Here is a 19332-nt window from a genome sequence, read left to right on the forward strand (position 1 = left end):
GTTAACCAATTTTCTGCTCAAATCTCTAATTTAATGCGATAGAGCCCGCTTTTAGGGCAATAGTACTTCCATTAACCTTTATGCTTGATCCCTTTATATCAATCGCACCACTGCTGGACAGTGTCAGTGAAGCACCACCAGCTTTAAGTACTATTTTCTTTCCTGCATTAATAACCAATTCTTTAGCTATATGAGCATTAAGACAATTGTCGACTTTCAGTGTGTAGTCATTCGTTATGGTTTGATTGCAGTTATTTTCAACAAGAAGCTGGTAATCATTTTTAATGGTTTGCTGGCTATTATTTTCGACTACAAATTGATGGTCGTTATTCACCGTGTGCCGGCAATCATTTTCAATTAGCAGCTGATAGTCGTTTTCAACCATTAAATGATGATCTTTCTCTGCATGGATAGCGAGCAGTTCATTCCCTTTATCGTCATCAAAGCGAATCTCGTTGAAATTGTCCTCTGCGGCTTCCTTTGTCGAACGTGTTTTCACGCCACTCTGTGTTTTTTTCCCAGGCAGCTCATACGGCGGCATTTGATCGCCGTTATACACGGCACCGCTAATAATAGGCTGATCAGGATCACCATCCAAAAATTCGACCAGCACTTCCTGGCCAACCCGAGGAAAGAAGAATGCGCCCCACCGGTTACCAGCCCAGTTTTGAGCAACACGGATCCAGCAAGAGCTCGTGCTATCAGCAACACCCTCTCGATCCCAATGAAACAGCACTTTTACCCGGCCGTACTTGTCGATGTGTATTTCATCACCTTCATCCCCTGTCACACAGGCCGTCTGGGCACCATATATTCGAGGTTTCGGCGTGAGCTGCTGTGGCCTGTAAAGTGTTTCTTTCGGTACACATGAAAACTGGTTTCGAATGGTTTGATAGGCACTTTTGCTAGCACCTGTTTGGCTTGTGATCGCGACTTCCATATTTAGTTGGGTGATCAGAAAGCCCTTGCCTTCAACTCGCTTATCTTCATGAGATTTAAAGGTAAAGTACTGACCTGCACTGAAACTGCGACAGTTGCTTGCTGCCGAGCACTGCTCGGTATCGCGCTGAAAGGATTCCAGAGAAACATTGGCAACATCTTGAGCTCGACTATTAAACTCAGAGCCAGCCTGATATTCAAACACCTCTAAAGCAGACTGTTGTACAACTAAACTTGAATTAACATGCTCTCCCGAAGGCTTTGATGCGGGCGTTATAAAATCATACCCTTTCTTAACACTGCTACCCGGCGCAACTTCCAATGCACCTGACCATGAATGAACATGTGCCTCAGACAGACTTCCTGTTGTAAATGCAACCAATGATTCCGTGCATTCTTGGTACGCTGTTACATCATCTGCCAATACAACATAATGGTTACTTTCATCATGCCTAAAGAAATAAAATATACCTTCTTGTTCAACCAAGCGATTTACAAATTGCAGATCAGTTTCATGATATTGAACTTTATAATCATAGATTGGGTATGATTTTTTTAGTTCACTTTGTATTTTTACCTCATGCTCCGATAATACTTGCTTAATGATATCTTCAACATTGAGTTTTTGATAAATACGACAGTTTGTTCGCTGTGATAAAAATGAGAGTGACGGACTAATCGATAGTATATAGTCTTGGTATTTATCTCCATCAGCAATTGCAGACATTCGGCTTCCAACCGAACGTACTGATGTCACAACCCCATTAAAGAAACGCTTGGAAACAACTACGTCATTGTTATAAAGCAAGGTAATAGTAGCAGGCTTACCAATCAGTTCTTTTGAACTTATCAATTGCCCATTTGTAAAAGCATGGGCTTGTATAGAAAAAAGCGAAGATATTCCCTCTTGTATTTCTATTTGAGTAAGATGTAATACATCTTTTCCCAAAGGCGTATCTATTCTGATAATATTATTATCTTGAGTTGCTTTTTTCATTATTGCTAATCCAAACGGAGCTGTATTGTAATGCTACGGGATAGCTTCGCTACCCCGTACGCTCACTAAATTACATCTGTTGACCTTTAACACCACTATAGCCATATACAAGCGGCGCTTGGACATTGTTTTGGTCATCCGTCGGCGTTACTGTCATCATCATTTCAGTATAAGAAATAGTGATGGTTTCAACAGGTCGATCATCCTGAATCGATACACTGTAGTTAGAAATCATTGCATCAGTAAGTTCAATTTTCATGATTTCTTCCACTTTTTCACCTTGCTTGGTGATGTGGAAAACAGCAGGTTTACCTTTACCAATGGTCGCTTCTTTAAATAAGTCTGGCGAGGCTTTATCCTGAAGTTTGGTAATAGTCATATCATAAAGACGTGTTGAACTCGCTTCACGATCCTGCGCTGTACCTGTGTATGAGGTAATTTCCCGACCAACACTCCAGTCAACAGACAATAAAGTAATTAAGTCTTTATACTGCTCTGCAGTAGCTTCGCCCTTAATATCAGCATATTTAAGGTAGGTATTCGCTTGCATGCTAATCTCCTATAGCATTACTGGTTTATCCCTGTAACGGGTTCTATTTTCAACTCTATCAGCATTTATAATGATGAGTTTAATTAAAAACCAAAGAGATTACTTTTAATTGCAAATATAACAATTAAAACACACACTCTTTGGAAAACAATATAATGACGAACAAATATAATTATCACACCCAAAACAATAAGACTTAAGAAGTAATGATTTGGACTTTGATTTACGTCGCAATTAAACCTGTGGCACTCATAAATCTAATCAATTTTTACGTCATATGTATCATCGCAAATATCAACAACTATGTTATTGATACTTTCTTTTATTGATAATCTTTCTAAAATAATCTTAGATATTAATGGTAACAATATATTCTGAAGGTGGTTTAGGATCGCTCTTGCACCAAATCCGGGATCATAACAACGATTATTTAAATAATTAACAACATCAACAGTATATTTAAATGATGCGCTATAGTTATTGTTCAGCCTCTTGCCAATTCGCTCTAACTGTAGGTGCACTATTTTTTCGAGCACCTCGGTGCTAAGGGGTACATAAGGGACAATATTTACACGCCCCAAAAATGCAGGCTTGAATACCTCCATCATTTCATCATATATCGCCGTCTTTAATCCTTCAGGGCCCGGTGCGGTTGCTTCATCTTCATAGAGTGCCATCGTCGTTTCTGTGCCGACATTCGAGGTCATAATAATGATTGTATTCTTGAAGTCGATATCGCGGCCTTCTCCATCTTTCAGCGTACCTTTGTCGAAGACCTGGTAAAAAATGTCCTGAACACCAGGGTGCGCTTTTTCCATCTCATCGAGCAATACCACACTATATGGTTTACGTCTTACTGCCTCGGTAAGGATCCCTCCCTCACCAAACCCGACATAGCCAGGAGGTGAACCCACCAGCAAAGAAACTTTATGCTCCTCTTTAAATTCAGACATATTGATAATGGTTACGTTATCTTCACTACCGTATACCTGTTCTGCCAATGCAAGTGCTGACTCTGTCTTCCCTACACCACTCGGGCCGGTTAATAAAAATACGCCATCGGGTTTTCGCTCATCGCTCAGTTGTGCTCTTGCTGTTTGAACGACTTTCCCCATCAGATCCAACGCATGATCTTGGCCAATAACCCGCTCTTTCATCCTGTCATTTAACGACAAAATGGTTTTAATTTCATCACTCTGCATCCGCCCCAACGGAATGCCGGTCCAATCCGATATCACTTCGGCAACCAGTACTTCATCAACCTGAAGAAAAACCATAGGCTCAGGGTTTTCACCAAGTACTGACTTAATCTCCTTCAACTGCGCCTTTTCCAAATCCAGCGATTCCGCCTCGGAAACGGACACCAGCTTGGTCGACATTGCTTTTGCCTGCTGGACCAGGTTACTCTCGTCACGCCACTGATTTTCCATTTCGTTATACTGGCTTTCTACTTGGATAAGCCTATTTCTTAAACTCTCTAATCTCGCCGAGTGATCGTCTCCTGTTATTTCTTCCTTGGCCAATACCGCCATTTCGTCACTAAGCTGCTGACGCTGGCGATCTAAATCTTCAACCTTACCCGGCGTACCCACCTGACTCATTGCAACCCGGGCACAAGCTGTATCAAGTAATGCGACCGCCTTGTCCGGAAGCTGACGTCCATTAATGTAACGGTTAGACAATGTTACCGCCGCATGAAGAGCCTTATCGGTAATGGTCACATTATGATGGGCTTCCATAACGGGTAACAAGCCACGTAACATAACAACGGCTGTTGCTTCATCAGGCTCCTCTACTTTAACCACCTGAAAGCGCCTTGTAAGAGCAGCATCTTTTTCAAAATACTTCTTGTACTCAGCCCAGGTTGTCGCCGCGATAGTGCGCAACTCCCCTCGGGCCAGAGCTGGCTTGATTAAATTCGCTGCATCATTTTGTCCCGCCTGGCCTCCGCTACCAATTAACGTATGTGCTTCATCAATGAATAAGATAATAGGAGTAGGCGATTGCTTTACTTCTTTAATTATGCTCTTCAGGCGATTTTCAAACTCTCCCTTGACTCCGGCACCTGCTTGAAGCAAGGCCAAGTCCAGAACTCGAATCGAGACATTTTTTAATGATTCCGGCACATCACCCAATACAATACGCTGGGCCAGTCCTTCTACAACTGCCGTTTTACCCACACCGGCTTCTCCGGTCAGGATGGGGTTGTTCTGCCTCCGCCGGGTCAAAATATCAATCATCTGCCGGATTTCACTATCACGGCCTAATATTGGGTCAATACCTCCTGCTTTTGCCTGCTCCGTCAGATCAATCGTGTATTGTGCCAGCGTCTGATGATTTACAGTCTCATTTCCCTGTGTTGAATTTACGGTGTCAGGAGTCGCAGTTTGTTCCGGTGATCCTTGTTCTAAAATAGTCGGCCATGCAAACAGCAACTCAGAAGGATCGATTCTTTCCAACTGACCGGCACCTCTTACCACCAGGGTGCCCATGGTTTCATCTTTTAGTAGTGCATAAACCAGATGGACGGACTGAATTTGATGGTCGTCGAACTCAATAGTCGCAGCCAGCCAGGCTGAACGTAATAGCGCAACGAGATGAGGAGATAGACCCGGCGTATTACTATTGCCAGTTTTAAATTGCTCCAATGCCTGGTGCAACTCATTTTTTAGTTCAGCCATTTCAATACCAAACTGATCCGCAATTAGAGATAAATCACCATTGGGCTCATCAACCATTACGGCTAACCAGTGTTGGATCTCAACACTAAAATGACTACGGCTATTACACAGAGCGGCACTCGACTCGAGCAAGGATTTGCAATTTGGTGCCAGTTTGTCTACGAGAGACTTCAACGTCATTGTCGACATACAAGGATCCCTTTCCTTTTATATAAAATATCTACCTAACCAACAGGAATGGTTAATGCTTTGTCCATTGAATCAATTCTTACCATCAGCGCCCCACCGAGCCCTAGCCCTGGACCATGACTCCCCAGGCAGGCCACCGGCAAATTGCGATACGTTGTCGTAATCTTCCATCTGACGTGAATAGATGCTGGGACGTACTGACGAGTGACATTTTTTAACACCGACAACAAACTGCCTTCGGTCATCAATTCCATCGCTTTCGCCTGCTCACTCGGTTGAATCTCAATTTCTATGGCTGAACAAAGATCCCACACCCGCTTACCCACGATCGAACTCACTCCCAGCTGCGCATGCTGCCCCTCCGGCTCGATACGTGAAGCAAGGCGAGTTTGCTCTGTATGCTCCAGAAAGAGCCATCGCCCAACAAATTCATGAACCATGACCTTACACCCACTTAGGAACATCAAAATTTGCTGGAGGCTCTTGGTTTTTCTGATCGGCTGTGCAAACAATCCACCGAGTGATACTTCTGCATCCTGCGTAGCGCCTGATAATGCTCGAAGCACATCATCTGAAGGTGTCGAGTTACCTGACAATGAACGCTCATACTGAGCCGGAAATTGGTATTTTTCCCAGGCGCGATAGTTCAACGCTATGAGACGATGATTGAACAAATCAAAAAAATCACGGATAGCGACATCTTTGAGACGCGATCGCTGGATGAGTAACTCGGTATAATGGCGCGGAAGAACGCCACTTGGCCCCGTAAGCCCCATACTGTTGACACTGACATCAATTCGCGTTCGACCATCGTCGGATGTGTTTTCGTTGATTTTCTCTATAGCTGAACCAGGAAAACCCAGCTGTTGTGAAACGGAAAACCGTATCTGCTCATTTCTGGGCAAGGTATCTGTTCCCAATTCATCACGAATAGATCCCCCTTGCATAACTCGTTGCAAGGTATAAACAGACTGGTAAAAATCATCTTTATCTAACTGGTTAATTATCCTCTTTAGCTTCATAGCAACTCTTTGCCCCCAGCTCTTGCCGGCCAGCAATGAAGAATTCGAGATTGTCCGCGAATGCGAATTGCCAAACGTGTAAAACTATTTATGGCGGTAAACTGTGAGAAAAATTGACTCAGAACACAACCGAAGAAAAACAAGTTCGTGCCCGACAAATCACTACTTTCAAATTCAATTTCGATATCTGAACCATGGCAGAAACCAACCCGGCCATTCTGAACGACTCTTGCATTGGCTGACGATACTTCCATTGCGGTGATCGCCTCGACAAGCGCCTTGCTCTGCGGTGATTGTTCAAAGTCATACAGTTTCAAGGTTTCTTTCAGCGTTACCAAACCAGCCTCTCCCGAAAACTGATTAAGCGTCAGGTGCTTAGCCAACTGCCAACGAGTACTTTCATGAAGTTTCGGGCGTACCGGCGACGTCGGTGCCGTCAAGCAGCGAACCTCCTTCAACGAATCTGTTCGTTGAACCACACTCATTGCAGGCTGCCCGCCACCATAGGGCAATCGTACGGGAAGGTTCCTGTTACTGCACAACGCTTTCACAGTAACCAGCCAATGCTCATATTCATCGACGTTAAAATGAGCTGCGTTAGGTTCAACAACAGCCAGATAAGTATCGCACCCCGGCTCAGCATGCCCACCAGCCCAATCGGATTGCTCTCGCCGAATCGTCCAAAATAATTCATTTTCAGCCAGATAGTTGTTATTTCCGCCACAATAAAAAGACGAAACGGGCACACTATTATTATGCTGATCAAACGCCTCAACCTTCATTAACTGAATGACCTCGCATATATCAGCATCATCATAACGAGGTATTAATGGATATTCTTCATAGCCAGGTTTTAAAGCAACCGGTTCCAGTTCCTGCTCGAATAGATTAATAATTGGTGTACACCCTAGCAGTACGTTATCTGCCGTTAACTGCTTGGGTAGTACATCCGCTGTCTCGTCAAAATAGATGTACAAATCAATTTCGTGACTGTCACCGAACCAATCAGGGTCTAGATCAACCAGTTCAAAAAAAGCAAACTTTTCCGGAAACAAAAAATGTTCAACCAACAACCGATAGCCACTAAAGCTATGTTTCTGATAAGACACGACTTCATGATTATCATCAAAACCTACTTGCGCAATATGCCGCGGCTGAAGGTATTGTGTCGCTATCTGCTGTCCTCTGGGAGTAATCGAGATACCAACGGCAGATTTAAAAATTAGTTGATACAGTAAATAGCTCAGCTGAGCTTGCCCATTTAGGTAGAAACGTAACTTTTCGATGCCCAGAACTTTTAGTTCGATATTATCGAACTCACCACTCAAGGTTAGCTTGAGGACCGATTTCGCTTGTTTCGTAAAGTTGGGGTTGGGCGCTTTAAACGGTGCATTTTCAAAACTGGCAAAACTCACCTCAACAGGCCATAGCTGAGTATCGTAACATGTCGAAAAATGGCATGTTTTATAACCGCTTACCCGGCTTTCAACAGCGCTGCCCTTGGCAAGAAGAAAACCGTTATCGGTGATGTTCTGCGTAGTCATCTTTATGATAGCCATCGACGGAATCGTCGCATGGTAATCAGGAAACAACTGCCCAATCAGAGCCTCAGTCAACTGCGGAAAACTATCATCCAAGTTTTGTCGAATCTGAGCCGTAAGCAGAGCAAAACTTTCGATTAACCTAGAGACATGCGGATCTTCTACATGTTCGTCACTCAGCTTTATTCGACCAGCCACCTTGGGATAACGTTTAGCAAACTCAGCTCCCATGTGACGAATATATGCGAGCTCTCTATTGTAGTACTTTAATATCTCATCACTCATCATTATGACTCTTTTATTCGAATACCCAGGCAAACCGGTTCAACCTCAGAGTCGAATGTCACCTCTTCGGGTTCGGGACTTGCGTGGAAAAAAGCATGAATTCGTAATCTTAATATTCGATCTACCGGTTGCTCATCTCCAACAACAGTCACTGTGACATCGGCAAATCTAGGCTCAAAGTTCCTGATTGTTTCTTCTATAATGCGGCATAGTCTCTGCCTTCCATCCAAACTACTTAATGGCATCGCCGAGAAATCAGGTAAGCCGTAAGCGAATAAGGAGCGATCCAACTCGCTATACCACTTGGGCCATACGTGCCAATGCACCTTGGCATTTAGAAGGTTCTCCAGATCATGACGAACGCTTTGTCGCAAGTCCCGCAGAGTAAACTGGCGAGCACGCTCTTCTTGTTGCTCTGGAGCATCGTCTAATAAACGGTCCAATAATGACGGCAATACCTGTTGATTCAGTTTCATTACGAAAGAACACTTACACCATTGTCGTTGCATGTTTTTCAAGTGAAGTCATTTGGGACATTGTCAAGGCCTCCTCTCCAAACAAAAACATTTTCAGTCCCAAGCCAACACATAGCTCAGTCCCGCCAACAGCTTCCCAATCTGTTTCCCTTCCTAGCTTCTGGGCCTCGTTTTCACTGTCGAGATAAGTCATAGGAACAAAGGCTTCTCCTACCAGACCACCTTCTATCTCAATATTCACTCTTCGCCAAACCAGCTCAATAAGTGAAGAAACAGGCTGCATTTCCATCCGGATAACAGCATCGACGGGGACCAGGTAATATTCACCATTGGTCCCAAACAGCTCGAGGAATCCAGCTAAACTATCATCCAGATCACGCAGCCTCTCCCGTTGCTGCCCACCAACAGTTACGACGGAATCCTGACGTGCTTCCTCTAACTTCTCGGCACTTTCAACAAGTAAAGACATATCATTTTCTTTTCTTGCCAACCGCATTTTTAACAAGGAAGCAAAAGCTTCGTCGGCCTCTTTCACCAACGAAGCTGTGGCAGCACCTTGGGAAAAGTCAATACGAGACTGTGCAGCCCTAACCAATTGCCTGATATTTGTAGCACCAGCGAGACACTGAGGATGCTGCTTGATTATTACATTCAGTTGTTTGTCTGCCCTTTCCAATTGGCCATCTATACATAGCAGTTCAATAAAACTGCTTCGCAGATCCAAATCCTGTGGCTTTTGCTGTAGTTCACCAGCCAGGAAGTCAATAGCTTCGGATAACTTTGCTTGCTGGATTAATTCATTTAACTGATTCATAACTGATTCTGCCTTGGTGATAATTCGGTTATCAAACGGATGCTCGAAACCATCTGATCGAGCTGAAAATGCGGCCGGAGGTGAATAATCGAGTAGTAATGACCGGGCTGACCTGATTTTTCTTTAACTTGTATACGGGCTTCATTTAACGGGAAACGTGAACGCACTTCATCTGATGCCTCATCTGATGCTGTCGTATAGTTAAATAACCAGTGCTGAAATTCGTGTTCAATACTTGGTGCCGTCTCGTACGAGCCAAGCTTGTCACGTGCCATTACCTTTATGTAATGGGCAAAACGTGACGCACAGAGGGTGTATTGCAACATTGATGATAATCGGGCGTTGACCTGCACGCCCGGCGAGTCATAGTGTTGGGGTAAATTAACCGACGCATTACTGAAAAAAACCAAATGAGCGGTATGAGGAACCGGAGAAACAGGCATAAAGCCACTATCTGAAAGCTGTTTTTCCAGCCGATCTCCGACTTGTAAGTCTACCGATGGCTTATTACGTTTGACCCGGCGTGTTGCCTGAAAATCACTGACGGGTAAGTTAAATACAAGCCCTCGGTTATACATTCCAGGCTGCAATCCACGAATTTGACTAAACCAGCCTGATTCTGTAAACGCTTTTAACGTCACGGCAGCAAAAGCAAAAGACGCGTTTCCCCACAAGTGATCCGCCTGTGCATTCCGAATAGTCTCTTTGAAATAAAACTCTTCTTTCCTCGAACCATCTTGTTGATAGGGCTCCCGCATTAAGATATGGGGAATGGTCAGTCCCAAGAACCGCGCATCCTCAGAGTCTCTCAAACTGCGCCAGCTTTGGTACTCTCTCTGAGTAAACTGAGACTGTATGTTGCTAACAGAAGCCAGTTCGGCAAAATGATCGACCCCAATTAATGAAGGATCCGTTGAGGTAATAAAAGGAGCAAAAGCGGCGGCGGCTGTTTGACTAATACCTTTTAATGTGTCGATATCATTAGTCGGCACTCCAGGCCTAGGTTTATGTGATACCTGATAATCGCCAACCAATAGACCAAAAGGTTCTCCACCTGGCATGTTGAACTCATTGCTATAAATCAGACGAAACAACTCGCTTTGATCAAACTCTATCGCTCGGTTAATATCTCTGCTCAGCTCTTTCCAACTAAGGTTAATAACTTTAACTTTGCATGTTAAGTCTCTATCTAACTCAGACTGCTGATCAGTTAGGTACGACAAACCACGCCAGCTAGCTTCTAATTTTTGGAAAGCATCGTGATGCAAAATAGCATTCAGTTGTTCATTTATCCGTCTATCAATCGCTTCAATCGAACGAAGTAACACCAGACGCATACTGTCCCGGTCTGTAGACGGCCAATAGCCACTGTCTTTTTCAAGCCAAATTCGTAAAGACCAATAGTCATCAGAGTTTTCCAGGAACTGATCAACAACATCGCTTTCTGCAAACCAAACAGAATCTTGCCGCCCTTTACTATCAGCGGTAGCTGTTAATTGCTTCGACTCGATAAAGCGAAGTGCTGAATTCATGTTCAACTCCTTACCCTTAATGATGGCAAGTCGATTTGATTATCGACTTGCACAATCCAGCTATCACCCAATCTCCGGAATTTTCGCCACCAACCTTAGCGAGGTTGTTAGCTCTTCCATTTGTAACCAAGGTCGTAACCAGGCAATCGCATTATATGCACCTGGCTGGCCTGGAATTTCTTTCACCTGAACCTTGGCATCAGCCAGCGGGTACTTAGCTCTGATTTCCTGGCCGCCTCCTTCAGAGGCATTGACATAAGACAGGATCCAGCGATTTAACCAAGCCTCGACGTCATCAGCTTCCATATAGCTGCCAATCTTGTCCCTAGCCATCACCTTGAGATAATGAGCAAAACGCGAGGTCGCCATCATATAGGGCAAGCGTGAAGAAATAGCGGCATTGGCTGTTGCATCAGGGTTATTGAATACTTCCGGCTTTTGGCATGTTTGTGCTCCAAAGAACACGGCATAATCAGTATTTTTGTAGTGACAAATAGGTAGGAAACCCAGCTTACCAAGCTCAGCTTCGCGGCGGTCTGTGATTCCCACTTCTGTCGGACATTTCAGATCAGGATCGCCGTCATCACTGATAAAGGTATGAGAGGCGAGATTGTCTACCCGCCCCCCCCCTTCAGCACCGCGAATGGCTGTACAGAAACCGTACTTTGAAAATGCATCTGTCAGCTTTGAACCAAGTACATATGACGAATTCATCCAACAGTAATCATCATGATTTGCGTTTGTTGCCAGTCCGGAATCAGGATCAATGGCGAATTCTTCATAACGGAATGCTTCAGTCGGTGTCGTCGCTTCACCATATGGCAGGCGAGCCAGCACCCTCGGCATTGTTAGTGTAACGAAACGAGAATCGGCACTTTCTCTGAATGAACGCCATTTTGTGTATTCCAACGACTCAAATACTTTCGCTAAATCACGCGGCTTCGTTAGCTCCGTCCACTCATCAAAACCAAACAAAGCCGGTGAAGCTGCTGATAAAAACGGCGAGAAACCGGCAGCAGCCACATTCGACATCAGACTTAGGGTTTCAATATCTTCCGGATGGTTGGTAAACTCATAATCGCCAATCAACGCACCATACGGCTCTCCGCCGGGAGTACCAAACTCGGCCTCATACACTTTCTTAAAGACTTGGCTCTGATCGAACTCGACCGCTTTGCTTAGATCCTTATGCAGCTCTTTTTTACTCATGTTCAACATACGGATTTTGAGAGTCTGACTCGTTTCCGAGCTCATCACCAAGTGATTCATTCCGCGCCAGCTACCCTCAAGCTTCTGGAATTGCTCGTGGTGCATAATTTCAGCAAGCTGAATGGAAATAGCATCATCCAGGGCGGCTATTGCCTCTCTGAAGGTAACTGTCAGGTTTTTGTTCCAGGTAACCGTCCCCTTTAGCGCTTCTTCGGTTAATGTGCGCAGCAACTCTTCTGCGCGACTACTTTCAGTTTGCTTCGTTGCCGATATAGCCTGCTCCAACAAGGACGTCGTTTTTTCCTCAACGGCGGCATCAAGAACGTTAGAGGTTTGAGTATTCATTCTGCAGGCTCCTTTGTTCCTTGGTTTAATTCATCAGACAATGTCTGCAAGTCACCGGTATTGTTCAGTACCTTCTCCAGGATGTTTTCAAGATCTTCAGAACGATCGACTTTAGTCATGAGGTCTCGAAGTTTATTACGTGTTTCCATCAATTTGCGCAATGGCTCTACCTGATTTACCACGGCAGCGGGTTCGAAATCAGCCATTGATGAAAAAGCCAGCGAAACACTCATTTCAGTGTTATCGTCAGTCAGCTTATTATCGACTTTAAATTTAAGCTTAGGGTTCATCCGGTTTAATACATCATCAAAGTTTTCCCTATCAATCTGAATAAACCGACGCTCTTTTATTGGCTTTAGTGCATCAATATTTTGCCCTGCAAAGTCACCCATCACACCGACAACGAAAGCGAGCTCTTTTTTTACGCTCGTACCTTCAGTTTCGACATCATAAGTAATATGTACCCTAGGCTTACGTACCCGTGATAATTTCCCGTGGATACTTTCCATTCTTGACTCCCTATTAATTTTTCATTCTTTACACTTCATAATTAGCCGTATGAAGCCTTACTCTTTTTTTTCTGCTATTCCTGCCAGCCGGAAATATCCTTTTCTTGCCTCGCCATCGGTGATCAGTTCTTCCAATAAGTCTGGCAGCGCCATATCACTCCAACGTACTACTTGTTCAATGGCATAAGCCATTGGGGAATGAGGTTCTGTTTTCTTAAAAAAATCGGCAATTTGCTTTAGGTTACTTATTGCCTCGTGACGAGATTTCAATTGACAATGAAAAGCAGGCGCTGATTTTTTTTCTTGCTCACCGGTATCAACAACTGACAACTCAACCTCTTCATCCTGCTGCTCATTCAACTTGTCTTCAGCCAGATAGCTCACAGCATCAAGACAAGCCTGTAAACGCTTGGATATATGGGACGTAGGTATTGGAAAACCGCATGCACGATCCATCGTATCAACTAGTGCACGATAGCTCTCAAGCGACACCTGGATATCGTTATATAACTGATGATAAAAAGAGGCCTCAGATGCATTAACCGCATCCTGAACATCTTTAAGCGCAACGCCGCCAGCGTTAATACGTTGATTCTTCTTGTCCTCATCGAGACGCTCTATTTCAAGTGCTTGTTCGTACTCCCAGAGCGAATACGCCTGATCACCGTAACCCTCCGTTAAGGGAATACACGATATCGGCATCAATAACGTTCCTTCGCCATCGATGCCATTAAGCCCCATCAAGGGAGCTATCCTCGTTTCATCACCATCTTCATCGGGTAGCGGATACAGTTCTTGCCAAAACGCTTCAATTAATATTGTTGCAGCTCTAAATCCAGCTGATAAACCACGAAACCCATAATTTCTTGCCAAAGCTTCAATATACCAAGCTGTAAATTCCAGATCCTTACATTCTGATACCAATAAACTTGGAACCTGCTCTAAAATATCTTTCCAAAGATGAGAGAAGTTTAATAAAGGTTCATTATCAACCAATGCATTTCTTTCAGATGAACGAGCATTATTTCGAACATCTTTCAATGAATAATATGCAGAATAAGGAGAAGTATCACTACGAGGATCTTTTCCAGTGGGCATTTCATCTGATATCGGCGTTTTCAACGCCTCAAAATCAATAATGGGATATTCCATGATTAACCTACGGTTATTTATTTAAGTACTTCACTATAAATATTTACTGTCTGGAATAGTTAAATAAGGGGACAGTATCATCACTTCCTATTCCGTCATGATTATCCAGACCACTGCTTGTCGCTCGAATCAATATACAGGTCACATTATCTGATGCGCCCTTCACTAACGCCGAATGCATCAAGGCCAAGCCCGAATCTGTTACCACACTGGATTGCATGCAATGCAACATATGCGCATCCGGCAATTCTTTTGTCAGGCCATCAGTACACAGCAAAAATTGATCACCCCATGCCAGCTCCCCGGATATCTGATCAATGACAACATTAGCGTCAACACCAACTGCCCGAGTTATCACATTTGCCATCGGATGGTTTTCTGCTTCTTCAGCACAAATCAATCCTTGCTCAACCATATCCATAACCTGGCTATGATCTCGTGTTTTTTGCACCAGTTGCTGCTGACGTAGCAAGTACATTCGGCTATCACCTACCCATAAGCAGTGGTATAGCCCGTCTCTGACAAGCAGTAAAACAACCGTGGACCCTATTGTCTCCCCTTCGAGGTAGCGTTGCGAATACTCAAAGATTCGACTGTTTGCCTCTTCCAGCGCTTTTCTCAGGTTATCAATTCCAAGAGATGCCTGAGGCAGTGCTTTGACATGCTGCTGAACTGTATCAACCAACATCTTGCTGGCAACATCACCGGCCTTATGACCTCCCATGCCATCAGCGACAAGCCATACACCTTCCAGAGTACAGTCCAGATATGCATCTTCGTTATACGGCCGTACCTTGCCTGCATGAGTCTGTGCAAACGAGACGAAACGCCAGTGAGTATCTTTGGATTTCATTACCATCCCCATTTCTCCCAGTTACCATCTAACATGGCTGAAAACTGGCTGACTAACGGCATTCCCTTTGTCACCAGCGTGCATTCTGCTATTTGCTCTGAGCCCGACGTCCACCATATGCAATATCGCTCAAATCTTTGCCTTAACTCCCGGTGCAGCACAAATTCCGAGTGATATTCCAAGCCATCCTGTAACACCATATAGTCACTGTTATCTGTCTCAATCTGAGTAGTTTGCTGATATAGACTTGCTTGCTGAAACATCGCGGCTGAATCTAATTCTGAAATCCACACATCAAGTTCAGTAGGCTCGTCCAATAACTTCAATACGTGCTCTTCAGTCATCAGGCTCCACTCTTTACCAAGCCAGCAACGTACTGCTGGGCAATCAACCGCCGATGCCAAAGTAAAATAAAAGTGGCGTCCCACCTGATCAATACTTGGCATTAGCGTTCCAGCCACACAACTATCTCCACAAACCCCTGGCGATAATACGAAGTGCCATATAGGGCTCGTTAAATAGTAATCAAGCCATTGCTCTCCCAATTGCTCGCGACTGACTGCCAGTGTTGCCTGAAGCCAGTCATTCCACGGTTTTACAAATTCAGGAGAGAGGTGAGCCTGGATAAAGTCCCCCCGGTCAGGGATCTTTCCAAAATATCCAAAAGCCGGCTCTATAATGTTGTCGGACAAGAGAACCTCTCTATATCTTTAGACCAAAATGGATGCGCCACACTATTGGGAAATAATTGAAGCTCCGCTCGGCTTCCTTTGACTTCAATTTTCACAAGATGATCTTTTCGCGTTTTGCTTCTGTGTCTTGCAGCCTCATCCAGCATCCTGAAGAGCCCCCAACTTCCCGCATAGCTCTTGGTAATCGAGTAGCCAGACTGGGGTGGTGTAAATACCAATCGTACCTTTGATGATTCCCCTCTCCAGGGCCAAGTAAACGGCACCACTCGCGTTGGCCCGTGACGATACATCATCGACTGTCCACCAAGCTCAAATTTAAAGTTGCTGATATGCTGGTCTAAATAAACTGATTTAATACCGAACTCGACCTTAGGCACCTGACTTCCAGGCTCAAAAAAGACATTCCTAATCCGCCTTGCTCGCTCAAAGGCATTCAATGACGCTTTGCTGACACCAATATTTTTAGTAAACCGCCAACTGTGTTTTGACGTATCAACATAAGGCTCAAGATGAGCGGTAAAGAAACGGTCCATCGTACCGCCGTACCCAAAAAATTGGCCAAAATCTTTCAGTCTAACGTCTTTTCGCGCCCGGCTGCTAAACGGATATTTGCTCTCAATCGCCGCAGTGTATTCGCGTAAAACAGTATCTTTCCAAATGGTATTCAGGTGAGTTCTCGAACCCTGCTTTGCCAGCTTCATGGTTTGGATCTCGAGCTGATTAACCCATTGTTCGAATGGTTGTGGCAGAAAATCTTGAATTTGGTTTAGCGCACTATTCAACCCACCCTGTTCATTGCCACTCAACACGCTTTTATAGACCGCACCGCCTCTATTTCCTGTTGCTTTTAACTCGGCCAAAACATTATGCAGCATCACCAAGGAGTCATTTAAAGCGCTGAGTTCACTTTCACTGATAGCCAACAATGATGTGAACTTGTCCTCTATTACCTTGCCCGGCAAGTCAATGTTAACCTCCGGCATTTCGTTGGGTAAGTAACGAGAAATTCTTGATTTCTTATGTTCAAGTGCCACGCTGGCTGCATTAGCGGTAACTTCACCGACAGCTTTGGCATTGTCGCTAACAGGTATTGCCGTTAAACGCAGTTGCTTCTGCACACCAATGATCAGGCTTTCTAACGGCTGCTCCGAACCCGCTAAAATTGCCGCCTGAGCAAGGCCGTCTCTGGCATTGCGGTAAGGTTTGAGCTTCAAATCACCAAGTAACTGGGTCCAATGGTAGACATAGTCCCGATAATATTTATCGTTAACAGACTGGGTCACCTGTTTCTGTGCCGATTCGCCGAGTAATAGCTCATCGCCATATACCCAGCTGTCCTCCATAAGGTTATTGACTATTCTTTTATTCTCCAGTTGGAAAATACGATGGAAGCCACTGTACGTATATAAACCAGGAATACCTTCAGACAATGCCTTACCGCTTTGTCGTTCAAAAATACTGTGACTATCGGCCCCCAGTACATCGGTTAATCTAAACTCAGGTATGTGACTATCAAGATACTCAATCTTCAGCCGCTGATAGGCTCTTTCTGACAACGGCATCTGAGTTAAGACACTTCTTGCCGTCTGTATTGCATTGGCATCGGTAGCGAGACGGGTAACACCCATTTTTAACAGGTTTCGAGTATGCTCCATTAGTGATTGACGAAGCAAAATATTGACCTCTCCAGGAAAACTTCGGTCAAAATACACAGAGAACCAACTGGTAACTTGTGTTTCTTCGTAATGTTCTGCGTCAAACATCATCAAATACGTTTTCAGTGTTTCGTAGAGGTACTCTAAATAGCTAACATTTTCTGCCATCTCTTTTGTTAGAGACTCAGCCAGATAAGGGGCAAAGTACCCTTGCAATGCACGCTCATAGGCAGCTTTTGCCGGCTGCCCAATCTTCTCTCCCTGATAAAGTCCACTACGATGAACCTCTTCAGAACCAAGCATTATTTCACTATGACCGGCAGGAATATCTTTAAGCTTATCCAAAGCATGTGCCAGCGTTACCACATCAGTCTCTTCACTCAACCCAGGGGAAACAAACTGCTGATATTCATCAACGGCAACTGTAGCTTGAGTGATCAAAGATTTATTCCATCGGTAGCTGTTAAACCAAACCGCACTGGCTGCTGACATCAAGATTAAACAACACGCCAACACACTGCGCCTTAACCATCGATTCTGCTTTTGGTGACTTCGGTTATTGGTACCCAGATACTGCTCAGGAAAGATCACTTCCTCAAACAGCCGTTTAATAAAGTAACCCTTTGTATCTGAGCCAGGCTGCTTCAACGGTACCTGGCTTAACCCCATTCCACCGGAGTTTTCTGCCATAACCCGATCAATCGGGAGACCTTCCTGAGTTGCACTGGCAATAAAGACCCCGCGCAGCATTGGCGCTTCTTCAAAACTATTGGGGGTGAATACCTCTTTGAGGAAGTCATCAGCAGCAGCCTGTAGAGAACGAAGCTGTTTGGGAAACTCATACACCAACGTACGCTGTTCAATCCCGCGCACATTTTGCATTCGGTTGTTCATCCGTTCTACCAGGCACCGGAGCATATGGTGAAACTCACGGTTGAACAGTGCGACGACACCGCGCTCAGGATCCTCGGCTTTAACCGGAAATGTCATCCCCCATACTTGTTCTCGCTGTTCTTGGTTTAAATCCGCAAAATATTCACTAAAACCGGCGACTAAATCAGCCTTAGTTAAAATGACGTAGACCGGAAAGTGCATACCAAGCTGGTTTTGTAACTCCTGAATTCTGTGTTTTATTGCACGAGCATGAAGATTTCGCTCTGTTTTGGTTTGCGTCAGCAAGCTAGCTAGGCTGACTGTTACTATCGCTCCGTTTATAGGGCGGCGGGTCCTGTATTTTTTGAGAAGGCCAAGAAAACCAAGCCAAGCTTTTGAATCCTGTTCGCTGTTACTATCCTGTGTTGTATAGCGACCGGCTGTATCTATCAATACGGCCTTATTGGTAAACCACCAATCACAATGTCGTGTTCCGCCAATACCGGCCAGCGGATCGTTGCCTAGTTGATCCTTTAGAGGAAACTCCAGGCCAGAGTTATTTAGTGCTGTCGTTTTACCCGTTCCCGGAGGGCCAATAAGGATATACCAGGGCAGCTGATAGACACTTTTACCTCGAACAAGTGACGAACTATTTAGTACTTCAAGCGCCTGAACAATGCGAGAGCGTAGAGTGTCTATCTCCTTCTTCGATGCAAGATCAGTATTGTTTTCCTCTTCGCCGTCTAATAAGGTTTTCACGGCATGATCATTGTTCTTTTGACTCTTTTTCTGAGAACTGATGTTTATAGCGCCCCACAACAAGGCAAGCACCAACAATACAACCAACCTTGATACTGGGCCGGATAGAGGTTCAGCACCAGCAATGGCAACCAGGGGGCCACCAAACCAAATTAATAAAGAGAGGGCTAATAATCCCAATAAGGAAACCGCCCATTTAGAGCAGAACACATCCTTTACTCGTCTCAATAATCCATTTTTGAACATCAATTTAGTCCAA

Annotated in this window: 14 protein-coding genes; all 14 read right to left on the minus strand. The window is 44.5% G+C overall.

Translation table 11 applies throughout. From position 1 onward, the window contains the following. Window positions 1-25 precede the first annotated feature (25 nt). Entirely contained in the window at window positions 26-1936 is a 1911-nt protein-coding gene (gene tssI, locus L4D19_RS22685) for a type VI secretion system tip protein TssI/VgrG (RefSeq protein ID WP_428454370.1), read from the minus strand. A gap of 70 nt (window positions 1937-2006) precedes the next feature. Further along, on the minus strand, window positions 2007-2486 hold the full coding sequence (locus tag L4D19_RS22690; RefSeq protein WP_075767962.1) for an Hcp family type VI secretion system effector: 480 nt from the start codon (window positions 2484-2486) through the stop codon (window positions 2007-2009). Between the two features lie 257 nt (window positions 2487-2743). Then, window positions 2744-5356: a type VI secretion system ATPase TssH gene (gene tssH / locus L4D19_RS22695; RefSeq protein ID WP_428454371.1), complete on the minus strand. Its 2613-nt coding sequence runs from the start codon at window positions 5354-5356 to the stop codon at window positions 2744-2746. A gap of 35 nt (window positions 5357-5391) precedes the next feature. Then, on the minus strand, window positions 5392-6378 hold the full coding sequence (gene tssG / locus L4D19_RS22700) for a type VI secretion system baseplate subunit TssG (protein WP_428454372.1): 987 nt from the start codon (window positions 6376-6378) through the stop codon (window positions 5392-5394). Continuing rightward, a complete protein-coding gene (gene tssF, locus L4D19_RS22705; protein WP_428454373.1) occupies window positions 6375-8207 on the minus strand; it encodes a type VI secretion system baseplate subunit TssF in 1833 nt (610 codons plus the stop codon). The genes tssG and tssF overlap by 4 nt, the downstream gene beginning before the upstream one ends. Next, window positions 8207-8680 (minus strand): type VI secretion system baseplate subunit TssE, encoded by a 474-nt coding sequence (gene tssE, locus L4D19_RS22710; RefSeq protein ID WP_428454374.1) that lies wholly within the window; start codon window positions 8678-8680, stop codon window positions 8207-8209. The genes tssF and tssE overlap by 1 nt, the downstream gene beginning before the upstream one ends. Window positions 8681-8693: 13 nt before the next feature. After that, window positions 8694-9494, minus strand: a complete 801-nt coding sequence (locus tag L4D19_RS22715) for a type VI secretion system accessory protein TagJ (RefSeq protein ID WP_428454375.1) — start codon at window positions 9492-9494, stop codon at window positions 8694-8696. After that, a complete protein-coding gene (gene tssC, locus L4D19_RS22720) occupies window positions 9491-11026 on the minus strand; it encodes a type VI secretion system contractile sheath large subunit (RefSeq protein WP_428454376.1) in 1536 nt (511 codons plus the stop codon). The genes L4D19_RS22715 and tssC (L4D19_RS22720) overlap by 4 nt, the downstream gene beginning before the upstream one ends. 63 nt (window positions 11027-11089) lie before the next feature. After that, window positions 11090-12580: a type VI secretion system contractile sheath large subunit gene (gene tssC / locus L4D19_RS22725; RefSeq protein ID WP_428454377.1), complete on the minus strand. Its 1491-nt coding sequence runs from the start codon at window positions 12578-12580 to the stop codon at window positions 11090-11092. After that, window positions 12577-13089: a type VI secretion system contractile sheath small subunit gene (gene tssB / locus L4D19_RS22730; RefSeq protein WP_075767954.1), complete on the minus strand. Its 513-nt coding sequence runs from the start codon at window positions 13087-13089 to the stop codon at window positions 12577-12579. The genes tssC (L4D19_RS22725) and tssB overlap by 4 nt, the downstream gene beginning before the upstream one ends. 57 nt (window positions 13090-13146) lie before the next feature. Beyond that, window positions 13147-14241 (minus strand): type VI secretion system protein TssA, encoded by a 1095-nt coding sequence (tssA, locus tag L4D19_RS22735; protein WP_428454378.1) that lies wholly within the window; start codon window positions 14239-14241, stop codon window positions 13147-13149. A 43-nt stretch (window positions 14242-14284) separates the two neighbouring features. Beyond that, window positions 14285-15094 carry a PP2C family protein-serine/threonine phosphatase gene (locus L4D19_RS22740; RefSeq protein ID WP_428454379.1) on the minus strand — a complete coding sequence of 270 codons (810 nt, stop codon included), beginning with the start codon at window positions 15092-15094 and terminating at the stop codon, window positions 14285-14287. Then, complete coding sequence (gene tagF / locus L4D19_RS22745; RefSeq protein WP_428454380.1) at window positions 15094-15786, minus strand: type VI secretion system-associated protein TagF; 693 nt, start codon at window positions 15784-15786, stop codon at window positions 15094-15096. The genes L4D19_RS22740 and tagF overlap by 1 nt, the downstream gene beginning before the upstream one ends. Continuing rightward, window positions 15768-19319: a type VI secretion system membrane subunit TssM gene (gene tssM, locus L4D19_RS22750; RefSeq protein ID WP_428454381.1), complete on the minus strand. Its 3552-nt coding sequence runs from the start codon at window positions 19317-19319 to the stop codon at window positions 15768-15770. The genes tagF and tssM overlap by 19 nt, the downstream gene beginning before the upstream one ends. Between the last annotated feature and the right edge of the window lie 13 nt (window positions 19320-19332).

This window comes from Photobacterium kasasachensis, assembly GCF_050336885.1.
Lineage (GTDB): Bacteria > Pseudomonadota > Gammaproteobacteria > Enterobacterales > Vibrionaceae > Photobacterium > Photobacterium kasasachensis.